Annotated in this window: 10 protein-coding genes; 7 read left to right on the top strand and 3 right to left on the bottom strand. The window is 67.0% G+C overall.

Annotated elements, in window-relative coordinates; genetic code table 11:
- Positions 1–9 precede the first annotated feature (9 nt).
- Positions 10–813: an amino acid ABC transporter ATP-binding protein gene (locus ACX80V_RS20075; RefSeq protein WP_058931574.1), complete on the top strand. Its 804-nt coding sequence runs from the start codon at positions 10–12 to the stop codon at positions 811–813.
- 122 nt (positions 814–935) lie between these two features.
- On the opposite strand, the gene menD is transcribed toward ACX80V_RS20075, so the two are convergent.
- Positions 936–2,630: a 2-succinyl-5-enolpyruvyl-6-hydroxy-3-cyclohexene-1-carboxylic-acid synthase gene (gene menD / locus ACX80V_RS20080; protein WP_485844623.1), complete on the bottom strand. Its 1,695-nt coding sequence runs from the start codon at positions 2,628–2,630 to the stop codon at positions 936–938.
- Positions 2,631–2,723: 93 nt separating this feature from the next.
- Here menD and ACX80V_RS20085 point away from each other — a divergent pair, with 93 nt between their 5' ends.
- From ACX80V_RS20085 to ACX80V_RS20110, 6 genes are all read left to right on the top strand, one after another.
- A complete protein-coding gene (locus tag ACX80V_RS20085; RefSeq protein ID WP_485844624.1) occupies positions 2,724–3,932 on the top strand; it encodes a LacI family DNA-binding transcriptional regulator in 1,209 nt (402 codons plus the stop codon).
- A 287-nt stretch (positions 3,933–4,219) separates the two neighbouring features.
- A complete protein-coding gene (locus ACX80V_RS20090) occupies positions 4,220–5,494 on the top strand; it encodes a sugar ABC transporter substrate-binding protein (protein WP_485844625.1) in 1,275 nt (424 codons plus the stop codon).
- A gap of 23 nt (positions 5,495–5,517) precedes the next feature.
- Complete coding sequence (locus tag ACX80V_RS20095; RefSeq protein WP_485844632.1) at positions 5,518–6,459, top strand: carbohydrate ABC transporter permease; 942 nt, start codon at positions 5,518–5,520, stop codon at positions 6,457–6,459.
- Positions 6,460–6,463: 4 nt separating this feature from the next.
- Positions 6,464–7,402, top strand: a complete 939-nt coding sequence (locus tag ACX80V_RS20100; RefSeq protein WP_485844626.1) for a carbohydrate ABC transporter permease — start codon at positions 6,464–6,466, stop codon at positions 7,400–7,402.
- Between the two features lie 35 nt (positions 7,403–7,437).
- Complete coding sequence (locus tag ACX80V_RS20105; protein WP_485844627.1) at positions 7,438–9,366, top strand: glycoside hydrolase family 3 protein; 1,929 nt, start codon at positions 7,438–7,440, stop codon at positions 9,364–9,366.
- The gene (locus tag ACX80V_RS20110) at positions 9,363–11,003 is read left to right on the top strand and encodes a glucoamylase family protein (RefSeq protein ID WP_485844628.1); all 1,641 of its coding nucleotides are present in this window, start codon (positions 9,363–9,365) and stop codon (positions 11,001–11,003) included. Before ACX80V_RS20105 ends, ACX80V_RS20110 begins: the two co-directional genes overlap by 4 nt.
- Before the next feature lie 95 nt (positions 11,004–11,098).
- Here the strand turns inward: ACX80V_RS20110 and ACX80V_RS20115 are convergent, their stop codons facing one another.
- Both ACX80V_RS20115 and ACX80V_RS20120 read right to left on the bottom strand, forming a co-directional pair.
- Complete coding sequence (locus ACX80V_RS20115) at positions 11,099–13,171, bottom strand: PhoX family protein (protein ID WP_485844629.1); 2,073 nt, start codon at positions 13,169–13,171, stop codon at positions 11,099–11,101.
- A gap of 184 nt (positions 13,172–13,355) precedes the next feature.
- On the bottom strand, positions 13,356–14,348 hold the full coding sequence (locus tag ACX80V_RS20120; protein WP_485844630.1) for an o-succinylbenzoate synthase: 993 nt from the start codon (positions 14,346–14,348) through the stop codon (positions 13,356–13,358).
- Positions 14,349–14,475: the final 127 nt, after the last annotated feature.

Consider the following 14,475-nt stretch of genomic DNA (forward strand, 5'->3'; position numbering starts at 1 on the left):
AGGGAAGCCATGAACGACGTCGTAAATTCCTCCGCCGGCAACACCGGCACCATCAACGCGGCCGGAGTGTCCATCAAGGATCTCCGCAAGTCCTACGGCAGCAACGAGGTCCTCAAGGGCATCAGCCTGGACGTTGCCCCCGGCGAAGTGGTGTGCCTGATCGGCCCGTCCGGCTCCGGCAAATCCACCCTCCTGCGCTGCGTCAACCTCCTCGAGCAGCCCAACAAGGGCGCCATCCACGTGGGCGGCTTCGAAGCTACAGACCCCGACGTGGACATCGACAAAATGCGCCGCAAGGTGGGCATGGTGTTCCAGCAGTTCAACCTGTTCCCGCACCTGGACGCCAAGCGGAACTGCACCATCGCGCAGACGAAGGTCCTGAAGCGGTCCCAGGAAGAGGCCGACAAGGTGGCCCAGCACAACCTGGACCGCGTGGGCCTGGGGCACCTCTCCGACCGTTTCCCGGACCAGCTTTCCGGCGGCCAGCAGCAGCGCGTTGCGATTGCCCGGGCGCTGAGCATGAACCCCGAACTGATGCTCTTTGACGAGCCCACCTCCGCGCTGGACCCCGAGACCGTGGGCGATGTCCTCTCGGTCATGCGGAACCTGGCCAAGGAGGGCATGACCATGCTGGTGGTGACTCACGAGATGGGCTTCGCCCGCGAAGTAGCCGACCGCGTGGTGTTCATGGACGGCGGCGTGGTGGTGGAGGAAGGCGTGGCCGAGCAGGTCATTTCCGCACCCACCCAAGCCCGCACCAAGGAGTTCCTGCGCCGGGTCCTGGACCCGACGCACATCGAGATCGAGGAGTAGCCGCTTTCGACGCGGCTGTTGCCTGGCGACTCGCATATGCCCTGTCGCTATCGGAAATTCCGGTAGCGACAGGGCATATGCGCGTAGGGTCTTTCGCGCGTCAGGCAGCCGCGAGCGCGATCCTACGCTCCGACGGCGGACACGGCGGCGGCGACGGCGGCCTTGATGCGCGTGTGGAGGGCGCGGAGGCCAACACGGTCCGTGCGGACTTCGATGATGCTGCGGCCCGCGAGCGGTGCGGCGAGCGCCTCGGCGAGTCCCGCCGTCGTACTTACCGAGCAATGCCCGACGCCGTACGCTGCGGCGAGTGCCGCGATGTCCACGCTGTGGGGGGTGCCGAAGAGCCGCTCGACGGCGTCCGTGTAGCGTCCGGATTCACGCACAGCCCCGTGCTCCAGCAGATCAAAGATGGCCCCGCCGGCGTCGTTCAGCACAACGATCCGCAGGTCCGGCGAAGGTTCGCCGGACCCCAGGAGCAGGCCGCCGGCGTCATGCAGGAAGGTGACATCGCCCAGCAGCAGCGTGGTGTACTGGCGGCCGCCGATGGCAATCCCGGTGGCAGTGGAGATGGTGCCGTCGATCCCGGCGAGGCCGCGGTTGGCGTAGACAGTGGCGGCTGGCTCGGCGGCGGGCAGGCCAGCCAGGTCAACATCGCGGATGCCGTTGGAGGATCCCAGCATCAACTGGCCTCGGGCGTGCTGCCAGACCTGGGCGCCCACGGAGGGTCCGGAAGCGGCGGGCTCGGCGGCCAGGACGCCGTCGAGGGCGTGCTGTGCGGCGGCCCCGGCCAGCAGCCAGGTATCCAGCCAGTCGGACGGGCCACGGCCGGCGAAATCGGCGAGATCGGCCAGGTTCTCCAGCGGAAGTTCCGTGCGCCGGCCCGGCTGGTACCAGGCCACGGGAACCGGCTGGTACAGCGCGGACGGCACGTCGGCACGCTCCAAAAGTGCGGCAACCGGGCGGGACAATGTGGGCCGGCCAAACATCACCACCCGTTCGATAGGCAGCGCGGAGGACGCTCCGAAGTGTTCCAGCAGAAGCCGGTACGGACCCACGGCGTTGGGGCCGAAGCGGGCGTTTGAGGATGGTTCCGCGAGCAGCGGCAGGCCGTGTGCGCGGGCGAACGCTTCGGCGACCGGCCCGGCGTCGTGCCCTGCCAGCACCACGGTGCGCCTTTCCTCCAGCGAGGCAGGGGCGGGCGGCAGGTTCATGGTGAGCGGGTCGGTGCCGATCCGGAACCTGGGATGCCCGGCCGCCGTCGGAAGCCCCTCCCCCGGCGCGGGAACCAGCGGGTCGCGGAACGCCAGGTTCAGCTGGACGGGCCCGGGTGCGAGGTCGGAAAACGCGCCGGTGGCCGCGGCCAGCGCCGTTTCCACCGCGCGCAGCGGGTTGCTGCCGGCCGGGACGTCGGCGGCGAAGCGCACGTGCTCGCCGAACAGGTCCAGCTGGATGGTGGTCTGGTTGGCGCCGGTCCCTTGCAGCTCTTCGGGCCGGTCAGCTGACACCACCACCAGCGGAACGGCGGCGTGGTTGGCCTCCATCACGGCTGGCATAAGATTCCCGACGGCGGTGCCTGACGTGGTGAGGACGGCCGCCGGGGAGCCGGTGGACAGGGCCAGGCCAAGGGCGGTGAAGCCGGCGGAGCGTTCGTCGATGCGGACCAGCAGGTCCACGCGGCCGGCCGCTTCGGCCTCGGCCAGGGCGTAGGCCATGGGGGCGGAACGCGATCCGGGCGAGACCACCACGTACTGGACGCCACCGTCGATCAGGGCATCGACGGTGATCCGCGCGGCGGCGAGGGAGTTCAGGGAAGTCACCGAACCAGTTTGCCATCCTGAGGACGCCTGCCTGTCCCGGGACTCCCGCGCGCAGGTACTAAGCGCATAGACTCGGACCAGAAGGAGAATCACATGGCAAAGGGCCCCACTGTTTACCACGTCGCCGAACGCGCGGGCGTCTCCATCGCAACCGTCTCGTTTACCTTCCGGCAGCCGGAGAAGGTCAAGGCGTCTACCCGCGAACTGGTGCTCGCGGCCGCAGACGAACTGGGCTACGTGCCCAGTGCCAGCGCCCGCGGACTCGCGCGCGGCAGGACCGGCGCCCTGGGCCTTTTCGCCTACGACTACCTGTTGGATCCGTCGGGAGGCCCCGGCGTGCAGGGCGGACCCGGCATGCAGGGTGGGCTGCCGGGCGGGCCGGGCGGACTGGCCGGCGCGCAGGGTGGGCTGTCAGGCAGCATCCCGCAGGAGCCGGCCGCGGGCGCGGACCCTGAGGGCGGCGACCCTTTGGACGGCGACCCTTTGGGCGGCGACCGCGAGGAAGGGAACCTCCGCCTGTTTCCCCTGTACGTGGACGAGGTCCAGCGCGGTGTCGAGCTGGAGTGCTGGCGGCGGGGGCAGGCGCTGCTGGTTGGCGGCGGCAACCCTGCGAACAACGAAGCAGTGCTGTCGGACATTGCGGGGAGGGTTGACGGACTGGCCGTGTTCCCGCGCTCGGTGCCCGTAGAAGCCTTGGCCCGCATAGCCCGCCGCATCCCCGTGGTGGAGGTCTCGGAGAGCGTGCGCAACCGGAATATGGACCATGTGACCGTGGACAACGCTTCCGGAGCGCGTGCAATCACCGAGCACCTGATCAGTGTGCATGGACTGACCGAGCTGATGTTCATCGGCGCCATGCCGTCCTCCGACAACGACGAACGGCTCGAGGCATTCCGGGGCGCCCTTGCCGCTGCGGGCGTGAAGATGCGGCACGAGCCCCGGTATCCCGCGGGCGGCGAGCTCTCCGTCGCGGAAACTGTCCGGACCATCTGCCAGCAGGGCTCCCTGCCGCAGGCCTTTGTCTGCGCCACCGACCAGGATGCTCTGGTTGTTATGGATGTGCTGGCTGCGTGCGGCGTTAATGTGCCGAAACACGTGGCCGTGACCGGCTTCGACGGCATCGCGGCAGGACGGGTCATCCGGCCCTCCCTGACCACTGTGCGCCAGCCCATGGAACGGATGGGCCGCACCATGGTGGAACTGCTCCTGAACAGGCTCGACCACCCGGACAAGCCTCCGGTGGACCTGAAACTTCCCGTGCGCGTGGTGCTGCGCGAAAGCTGCGGGTGCCGGCCGGTCTAGACACACGGGTCAGGCTTACGGCCACCGCACGACGGCGGGGCCTCAAGTGTCCGCTCGGGCGAGGGGCCCCAAGTGTCCGCTCGGGCGAGGGCCTCAAGTGTCCGTTCGCGCCCAACAGTTCAAGAAACTTCGCCCCAGCTGTTGCCAACATCACATTCAATGCGCTTAGATTGACCTTACGAACCGAATCAAAGCGCTTAGATAGTTTCTGGCGGGATGGCTCCACCTCTCCCGCTCCCTCCGCGCCGTGCCGCCTGCCGGCCCGTGGAACCACGAAAGGAACAATGATGATCCATCCGAATGCTAAGAAGGCCGCAGCCGTAGGCATCGCCGCCGCACTGCTCCTGACCGCCTGCGGCAGGGACTCCGCCGGCCCCGCCGCATCGTCTCCGGCCGAAGCCATTGCCTCCGGGCCGGCGTCGGGCACCATCACCCTGTGGGCGCAGGGCAGCGAAGGCGAGGCACTGCCCGCCCTGCTGAAGGAATTCGAATTAGAAAACCCCGGCGTCAAGGTGAACGTCACGGCCATCCCCTGGGACGCCGCCCTCAGCAAGTACCAGACCGCCATCGCAGGCGGCACCACCCCGGACGTGGCCCAGATGGGCACCACCTGGATGGGCGACTTCGCCGACTCCTTCGACGCCACACCCAAGGAGATCGATTCCAGCGACTTCTTCCCGGGCTCCGTAAAGTCCACCGAGGTTGAGGGAACTACCTACGGCGTGCCCTGGTACGTGGACACCCGCGTGGTCTACTACCGCAGCGACCTCGCGGAGAAGGCCGGCATCACCAAGGCCCCCGAAACCTGGGACGACTTCAAGACGCTCGCCACGGCACTCAAGGAGAAGTCCGGGGCAAAATACGGAGTCCAGCTGCCCGCCGGCGTCGCAGGCTCCTACCTGGACACCCTCCCCTTCCAGTGGTCCAACGGCGCGAAGCTGATGAACGACGACGGCACCAAGTGGACCCTCGACACCCCGGAAGCCGCAGAGGCGCTGAAGTACTACGCCAGCTTCTTCGCTGACGGCCTCGCATCCAAGGCCGTGTCCACCGGAACCACCGCCGAAGCATCCTTCGTGGACGGTTCCGCCCCCATGATGATGAGCGGCCCGTGGCACGTCGGCCTGCTCAACAAGGCCGGCGGCCCAGGCTTTGAGGACAAGTACAAGGTCGCCCTGATGCCGAAGGAAAAGACCTCCACGTCCTTCGTGGGCGGCTCCAACCTGGTGGTCTTCAAGAAGTCCGAGAACCGCGATTCGTCGTGGAAGCTCCTCCAGTGGCTGTCCAAGCCCGAGGTTCAGCTCAAGTGGTACAAGGCCACCGGTGACCTTCCCTCGCAGCAGAGCGCCTGGAAGGATCCGTCCCTGGCCGACGACAACAAGCTCTCCGTCTTCGGCGAGCAGCTGAAGACCACCAACAACCCGCCGGCCGTCCAGACCTGGACCCAGGTTGCGGCAGCCGCGGACAGCGAAATCGAACAGATCGTCAAGGCCGGCAAGGACCCCGCCGAAGCCCTGAAGTCGCTGCAGCAGGCCGCAGATTCGATCGGCACCGGGAAGTAACAGTGGCTGCCACCACCAACACGATGCCTGCCGGCACCTCAAGGGGTGCCGGCAGGCCTCCGGCCAGCGCAAAGGTCAGGCCAGGCGGCTCGCGCCGGCGCCGCAACGCCGTAACCGCGTGGCTGTTCGCCGCGCCGTTCGTCCTCATCTTCGGCGTGTTTATGCTGGGCCCGCTGGTGTCGTCCTTCCTGATGTCCTTCACGGATTTCACCAGCCGCGACATCGACAACCCCTTCGCGGTTGGATTCGTAGGACTTGACCAGTACGCTGCCCTCTTCAAGAATCCGCAGTTCCTGCACTCTGTCCTGAACACGGCCTACTTCGTGCTGGCCGGCATCCCCCTCACCACCGTCCTGGCCCTGGCCCTGGCGGTCGCCCTGAACAACGGGATCACCCGCTTCCGCACGGCCTTCCGCGTGGGCTTCTACACTCCCGTGGTCACCAGCATCGTGGCCGTGGCCGTGGTGTGGCGCTTCATCCTCCAGCCGGACGGCTTGCTGAACCTCATGCTCAGCTGGGTGGGCATCGCGGGCCCGGACTGGCTCAACAGCACCACCTGGTCCATGCCGGCCCTGATCCTGCTGGCCGTGTGGCGGAACCTGGGCACACTGATGATCATCTTCCTGGCCGGGCTCCAGACGGTCCCCGCGGACATCCTGGAGGCCGCCGAAGTGGACGGCGCCAGCCCCTGGCAGCGGTTCATGAAGATCACGCTGCCCATGCTCCGCCCCACACTGCTCCTCGGCACGGTCCTGCTCTCGGTGGGCTTCCTCCAGTTCTTCGAGGAGCCGTTCGTGATGACCAAGGGCGGCCCGCTGGACTCCACCCTGTCGGTCAGCTACTTCACGTTCAACCAGTTCGGGTTCGGCAAATACGGGCTCGCCTCGGCCGCCAGCTATGTGCTCTTCGTGGCCATCGCGCTGTTGAGCCTGATCCAATTCCGCGCCCTGCGATCCAAGGACTGAGGCCATGACCACCCCGGAAACCGCACCCACCATCCCCCGCACCCAAGCGGAACGGACGACGGCGGGAGGCACCCAGGTGCCGGCGTCGCCGCCCGTCCCGGCCCGCCGCCGTCGTACTGGCCGCCGGCTGTCCACGCGCCGGGCGCTGATCTACGCGGCCCTCCTGGTGGCCGTGACCGCCACGCTGCTGCCGTTTGCCTGGATGCTGCTCGGCGCGTTCAAGACCCAGGGCGAGCTGCTCCGCCGGCCCATCACCTGGTGGCCGGAGCAGCCCACGCTGGAGAACTTCGTGGTCTGGTTCACCGAGCTGCAGATCGGCACGTTTTTCCTCAACAGCGTTGTGGTGGCCGTGTTCACGGTGCTCGGCAACCTGCTGTTCTGCTCGATGGTGGGCTACGCGCTGGCGAAAATGGACTTCCCCGGCAAGCGTTTCCTGTTCCTGCTGGTGATGGTCATGCTGATGGTTCCGGGCGTGGTGACGTTTGTGCCGCTGTTTGTCCTGGTCAGCAAACTGGGAATGGTCAGCACGTACCCGGCCCTGATTCTGCCGTTCCTCGCCGCGCCGATGGGTGTGTTCCTGATGCGGCAGTTCATCGCGGGGATCCCGGATTCTCTCATCGAGGCCGCCCGGATCGACGGCGCCGGCGAGCTGCGCACGTTCCTGCGGATTGTGATGCCCCTGTGCGGACCACCGCTGGCAACGCTCGGCATCCTGACCTTCCTCGGTTCCTGGAACAACTTCCTGTGGCCGCTGGTGGTGGCGCAGAGCGAGGAAATGTACACCCTGCCGGTGGCCCTTTCCCTCTACTCCACGGGCCAGAACGCCACGGACTACGGCCTGCTTCTGGCCGGCTCGGTGCTGGTGATTACGCCCATCATCCTGCTGTTCGTTGCCCTCCAGAAGTACTTCATCCAGGGCGTCGCGGCCACCGGCATCAAGTAGCCGATCCCCCTGCCCAACCTCTCCGAGAGAGCCCCATGACTGCACAAGCCCAGAATCAAGCACGCCCCGGGACGTCCGTCGCCGACGGAAAAGCGTTCCGGGACCTCAACGGCAACGGGATCATGGATCCCTTCGAAAACCCCGGACTCAGCCCGCATGAACGCGCCGCCGACCTGGTGGTCCGCCTCAGCCTGGAGGAAAAGGCCGGGCTGATGTTCCACACGGTGATTGAAACCGGCCCGGACGGCACCCTCCTTGAGACCCCGGGCAACATCAGCAAGTCGCCCACCAGCACGGTGATCCGCGCCAAGTTCATGAACCACTTCAACGTCCATGCACTCGGCACCGCCCGCGAAGCCGCCCGCTGGAGCAACGCCCTGCAGGCCCTTGCCGCGCAGACCCCGCACGGGATTCCCGTGACCATCTCCACGGACCCGCGGCATGCGTTCATCGAAAACTCCGGCGTGTCCTTCACCGCCGCCCACTTTTCGCAGTGGCCCGAGCCGATCGGCCTGGCCGCGGTGGGCAGCGCCGAACTGGTCCGCCGCTTCGCCGGGATCGCACGGCAGGAATACACCGCCGTCGGGATCCGCGCGGCCCTGCACCCCACCGTTGACCTGGCCACCGAACCGCGGTGGTGCCGGCAGGCGGGAACCTTCGGGCAGGACTCGGAGCTCAGCTCGAAATACGTGGTGGAGTATCTCCAGGGGTTCCAGGGCGCGGAGCTGGGGCCGGACAGCGTTGCCTGCACCACCAAGCACTTCCCCGGCGGCGGTCCGCAGCGCGACGGCGAGGATGCGCACTTCCCCTACGGCCGAGAGCAGGTCTACCCCGGCGGCCGCTTCGACGAACACCTGGCCCCGTTCCGGGCCGCAATCGCCGAAAAGACCAGCGCCATCATGCCCTATTACGGCATGCCGGTGGGCGTCGAGCTCGACGGCGAACCCGTGGAGGAAGTCGGCTTCGGCTACAACCGGCAGATCATCACCAACCTGCTCCGGGACAGGCTCGGCTACGACGGCGTGGTCCTCAGCGACTGGGAACTGGTCAACGACAACATCGTGGGCGACCAGATCCTGCCGGCCCGGGCCTGGGGCGTTGAACAGCTCACCGCGCCCGAACGAATGCTCAAGATCCTCAACGCCGGCGTGGACCAGTTCGGCGGCGAGGAGTGCACCGAGCTGCTCATCGGCCTGGTCCGGGACGGGCTGGTCAGCGAGTCGCGTTTGGATGAGTCCGCGCGCCGGCTGCTGCTGGTGAAGTTCCAGCTGGGCCTGTTCGACAACCCGTTCGTGGATGAGGATGCCGCGGCCAGCATCGTGGGGAACGATGAATTCCGGCGCGAAGGACACCACGCCCAGTCCCGGTCCGTCACGGTCCTCACCAACGGAACGTCCGACGTCGGGACCTCCCTTCCGCTTTCCGGCTCACCGGCCGTCTACGTTGAGGGCCTGGACCCGCAGAGTCTCGAGGGTTTCGGGACTGTGGTGCAGGACCCGGAGCAGGCGGATGTCGCGGTGATCCGGCTGCATTCGCCGTGGGACCACCGGGACGATCTGTTCCTGGAACAGCACTTCCATGCGGGGAGCCTGGATTTCCCGCCCGGGCTGGTCTCCCGGCTCCGGACCCTGGCCGAAAAGGTACCGCTGGTCATTGACGTTCGGCTGGACCGCCCGGCAATCCTCACACCCCTGACCGGCTTCGCGTCCGCCGTGGTGGGCACGTTCGGCGTTTCGGACGCGGCACTCCTGGACGCTGTGTTCGGACGCATCGCTCCCGAAGGACGCCTTCCCTTCGAAATCCCGCGTTCGATGGATGCCGTGCGGGCATCCCGGCCCGATGTCCCCGGCGATACCGCCGATCCCCTTTTCCCGTTCGGGCACGGCCTGAGCCTGCCAGAGCCGGCGTTGGCCACCTCGGCGTTGGCCACCTCTACAACGGACACGTTAGGACAGACCCCATGAACCAGCACGTTGAGCCGAATCCCAGAATCTCCAGCGCCACCCGCCGTCAGCTTCTGGCCGGTGCGGCAGCGTTCGCCGTCACCGGCCTCGCCGCGGCCAGCGCGACACCGGGCTACGCCGCCCAACTGGCGGCGTCCGCGGCATCCGGCGCGGTATCGCCGCTGTCGCGTCCCCGGAACAAGGAGGGCATCGACCGGAAGATCATCAACCGCTGGGCGCACGACACCTGGCAGTCCCTGGTTGCGATGACCGATCCCGCAACAGGCCTGCCGGCGGACTACATCGGCGAGTCCATCACCGCACCCAAGCGCAGCGGTTTTACGTCGCCCACCAACATCGGCGGCTACATGTGGAGCACCGTGGTGGCGCGGGAACTGAACATCATCAGTGCCCACGAGTGCCGGGGGCGGCTGACCCACACGCTCACCACCTTGGTCGGTCTGAAGCACCACGAACCCAGCGGCATGCTCTACAACTGGTACGACGAAGCCACCGGTGAGGTCATCACCATCTGGCCCGAGAACGGGAATCCCGTGGCGCCGTTTATGTCCAGCGTGGACAACGGCTGGTTCGCCGCGGCCCTCATGGTTGTCCGCAACGCCGAACCCAAGGTCGCGGGGCTGGCCAACACGATCCTCGGCAGGATGGACTTCGGCATCTTCTACAACAAGGACGCCCGGCCTGGTGTGGCCGCCGGCCTGCTGCGCGGCGGGTTCTACGACGTCAAACCACCGGTGGAAACGGTCCAGGGCAACTACCTCGGCAAGGGCCCCGACGTTTTCTACACGATGAACCACTACGACGTCACCAACTCCGAGCCGCGCATCGCCACCTACATCGGCATCGCCCTGGGCCAGCTTCCGCCCGCGCACTACTTCGCCACCATGCGGGTCTTCCCGGACACCTGCGACTGGTCCTGGCAGGAGCAGAAGCCGGTGGGCGAGCACCGGACGTACCAGGGCATCGACGTCTTCGAAGGCGCCTACACCTACCGCGGCATGCGGATCGTGCCGAGCTGGGGCGGGGACATGTTTGAGTCGCTGATGCCGGACCTGTTCGTCCCGGAATCCACCTGGGCGCCGAAGGCCTGGGGCATCAACCACCCCCTGACCGTCCGGGCGCAACGCGAGTTCGGCCTGGACGACGCCCAGTACGGCTACTGGGGTTTCTCCCCCGCCAGCCACCCGAACGGCGGGTACTCAGAGTGGGGCATGGACATCCTGGGCATGAGCAGCGACGGCTACCCATCCGACGTCGAACGCACCAGCGTTGACGTCGGCTTTGAGGGCTGCCGTCCCGCCACCAACCCGACGCCGGCCTGGGGCGACGGCGTGGTGACTCCGCACGCGGCGTTCCTCGCCATGGAATACGAACCCCGTGAGGCCTACGACAACCTGGTGAAGATCGAGAACAACCTCGGCGCCTACGGCCGAGGCGGATTCTTCGATGCCGTGGCCGTGAAGTCCGGCACCATCGCCCGGCGGTACCTCTCGCTGGACCAGGCCATGGTGCTGGGCGCCATCGGCAACGTGTTCGGCAACAACGTGATCCGCCGCAACTTCGTCCAAGGCGAAGTGGAAGCGGTCATCAGGCCGCTCATCGCCGAAGAGGAGTTCGGCGCCGGCCTGATCGGCTAGGACGCTCTCTCCCCCCTGCGTTGCTCTATCACTTACAGTCCCTTCCGAAGCCGGATAGGGACTGCAAGTGATAGAGCAACGTGGTGGGAGGGGTGTTAGGCGTCGGTGCGGAACACCTGGATCACGGACGGACGGGGTGCGCGCGCCTCGCCGCGGGCCGGCGTCGCGCCTTCCTTAACGTAGTCCGGGAAGAACGAGCTCTGCTTCTCGAACGAGCCATCCTCACCCGGGTGCTGCACGGCCACGAACACGGTGCGCTCGTCGTCGTGGATGATCGGTCCGCAGGTCTCGCCTTCCTTCGGCACGGCCAGGAACTGCTCCACCTTGCCACGTTCGGCGCCTTCGAGGGTGACCTTGAAGAGGCCGTCGGCCTTGCCGATTCCGGCGGGGGCGCCGTCGGTGGAGATCCACAGGTTTCCGACGGAGTCGAACGCGAGGTTGTCCGGGCAGGAGATGGGCGAGACCTTGTCCACCGGGAAGCCGGAGAAGTAGGTGAACTTGTCGGTGGCGGGATCGCCGCAGACCATGAGCAGGTTCCAGGTGAACGTGGTTGAGGTCTGGTCGCCGGTTTCGGTGATTTCCACGATGTGGCCGTCGCGGTTGGCGTTGCGGGGGTTGACCTCGGTGGCACCTTCCTTGCCAACCTTGCCGCGGTCCGAGTTGTTGGTGCAGGCCACGTAGACCTTGCCGGTGTGTAGGCTGGGCTCAACGTCCTCGGCACGGTCCATCTTGGTGGGGCCAACCTTGTCGGCGGCAACGCGCGTGTAGACCAGAACTTCTTCAACAGTCATTTCCGGTACTGCAGAGACTCCGTTCTCCACCAGCGCGAGCCACTCGCCCGTGCCGTCGAACGCACCGTCTGCCGGCACTTCGCTGGCCTTGAAATCGGCTGAGTTTCCGGTGAACCGAGCCACGTAGAGGTTGCCGGCGGAGAGGAGCGTCATGTTGTGCTGGCGGTTGCCCTCGATGTACTTGTCCTTGGACACGAACTTGTAGAGGTAGTCGAAGCGCTCGTCGTCGCCGGAGTAAGCCACAACGTGCCCGGATTCGGCGATGATGACGTTGGCGCCCTCGTGCTTGAAGCGGCCCAACGAGGAGTGCTTCTTGGGGGTGGACGTCGGATCGAACGGGTCAACCTCAACAATGTAGCCGAAGCGGTTGGCCTCGTTCTCGTAGCCGGGTTTGCGGGTGTCGAAGCGCTCGTCATCAATTTCCCACTGGCGGGCGGTGGCCTTGTCGGTGAGGCCGTAACGCTTGTCATACGCGGAGGTACCCGGGGAGCGGAAGTAACCGTTAAAGTTTTCCTCGCCGGAGAGGATGGTGCCCCACGGGGTGGTGCCGCCGGCGCAGTTACCCAGCGTGCCCTTGATGAAGCGGCCGTCGCGGTCCTTCACCGTCTTGACCAGCTCCGAGCCGGCGGCGGGGCCGGTCAGTTCGTAGACTGTGTTGTTCAGGAGGCGGCGGTTCAGCGGCGCGCCCTTGACGTAGGTCCACGGCTTGTTCTTGTTCTTGCGCTCGAGCTCGACGACGGACAGGCCGTGTGCCGCGGCGCCCACAGCGCGCACCTGGTCTGCCGGCATAGTGGCCGGGAACATGATGCCGTCGTTGGTGTATTCGTGGTTCGCGAACAGTACGGCGCGGCGGCCCTTGGTGTTCGGGATCTCCAGGATGTCCGCGTAGTCGTTGTTATAGCCGAACTGCTTTTCCTGCGCGGCGGCTGTCTGGTTGTTCAGGTCGAAGTCCGGGGTGCCGTTGAAGATCGGGTCACCCCAGCGGATCACGGGCTGCCAGGTGAAGCCTTCCGGAACGGTGACGGCGTCGACGGCGGCATCCACCGGAGCGATCGGAGTGAACTTCAGCTTCGCCTTGGCGAAGCCTTCCTTAGCTGCCGGCGCCAGGCCGGGGCCGCCGGCAACTGCCGGTTCCGCTGAGGTAATGGCGCTGCCGAGTACGACGGCGAGCGCACCGGCGGCGCCGAAGCCCAGGGCGGCGCGGCGGGACATGGTGGCGGACGCGATGTCCCGGAAGTAGCTGTTGGAGCTCGTGTTGCAGACATCGCCGGAGCAGGCGTTGTCGCACTTCAAAGCGCAGGTGACGGCGCTTCGCTTGCCCTTGGTGTGGCCAAGCATGGGCAGCAGGGTGAACTTGCGGGCTGTCGTTTCAGACAAGGGGTGCCTCCAAATTTACGATCGGGTCCCGGCCACCCTTTCAGCCGCTTCCGACGCCCAGCCGTCAGCCGGGTGAAGTTCCGGTTAACCGGCGGTGACCTGCAGGGATGTGAGAGAGCGTTGCCCAAAAAACCGCGTTAAGTGAGAGAGCGTCCGTAAGAAACCTGCAGGAAGTGAGAGAGGGTCAGGGGGCGAGGAGGGCGTGGACCCTGGCGAGGCGGGCCAGCCACCAGTTGCGGCGTTCCGCGGAAGCCGCAAACTGCTCCAGCAGCCCGGCGTCGGCGGCGACCTCGCGGAGGCGGATGGCGCCGTCGTCGGCCACCAACGGATCCAGCGTGATATCCGAGGTGAACAGCGACACCGTCCCCAGCCCGCACGCATACGGCAGTTCGGGCAGGGCAGCGGCCAGAGCCAGCCCGGCGCGGATGCCCACGGAGGTGTCCAGTGCGGAGCTGACGACGGCGGGGAGCCCGGCCTGCGCCACGATGTCCAGCGCGCGCCGCACTCCCCCGAGCGGCGCGACCTTGACAACCAGCAGGTCCGCCGCGCCGGCCCGCGCCACCTTAAGCGGGTCGGATTCCTTCCGCACGCTTTCGTCGGCGGCGATCAGGACCGGCGTCCCGGCGGCGCGCAGCTGCCGCCGCACCTCGGCGAGTCCCTCAATTGTGGGCACCGGCTGCTCGGCATATTCAAGTCCGACGGCGGCGAGCCGGGTGAGTGCCGCCACCGCGCTGGGCACGTCCCAGCCGCCGTTGGCGTCGACGCGGATGGCGGCGTCCGGCAGGGCGGCGCGGACGGCGGCGACCCGGGCGGCGTCGTCGTCGAGCGTCTGGCCGTGCTCGGCCACCTTGACCTTGACGGCGTCCACCCGGCCGAACCGGGCCAGGACCTCCGGCACCCGGTCCGCGGAAACGGCGGGAACGGTGGCGTTGACGGGGATCACCGAACGGACGGGCGAAGGGAAACCGTGCCAGCCGGCTTCGATGGTGGCGGCGAGCCAGCGGGAAGCTTCGGCGTCGGTGTATTCGGGGAACGGGCAGAACTCGCCCCAGCCGTGCGGCCCGCGCAGCAGCAGTGTTTCGCGTTCCATGATGCCGCGGAACTTCACCCGCATGGGCAGGCTGACCACGTGGGCAGTGGCGAGCAGTTCGTCCAGGGAAGGGAAGGCGGCGGGCATGGATTCACTGTACAAGCAGCGCTAGTCCGAAAATGAGGTGACGTCCGTTCGGTCGGCGCGCGTGGGGGTGCCCGTGTGGCGAGCGGGAACCACCGGTTTGTCTTTGGAATTGGGAGTCAGGCGGCAG

Source organism: Pseudarthrobacter arbutini (assembly GCF_054510915.1).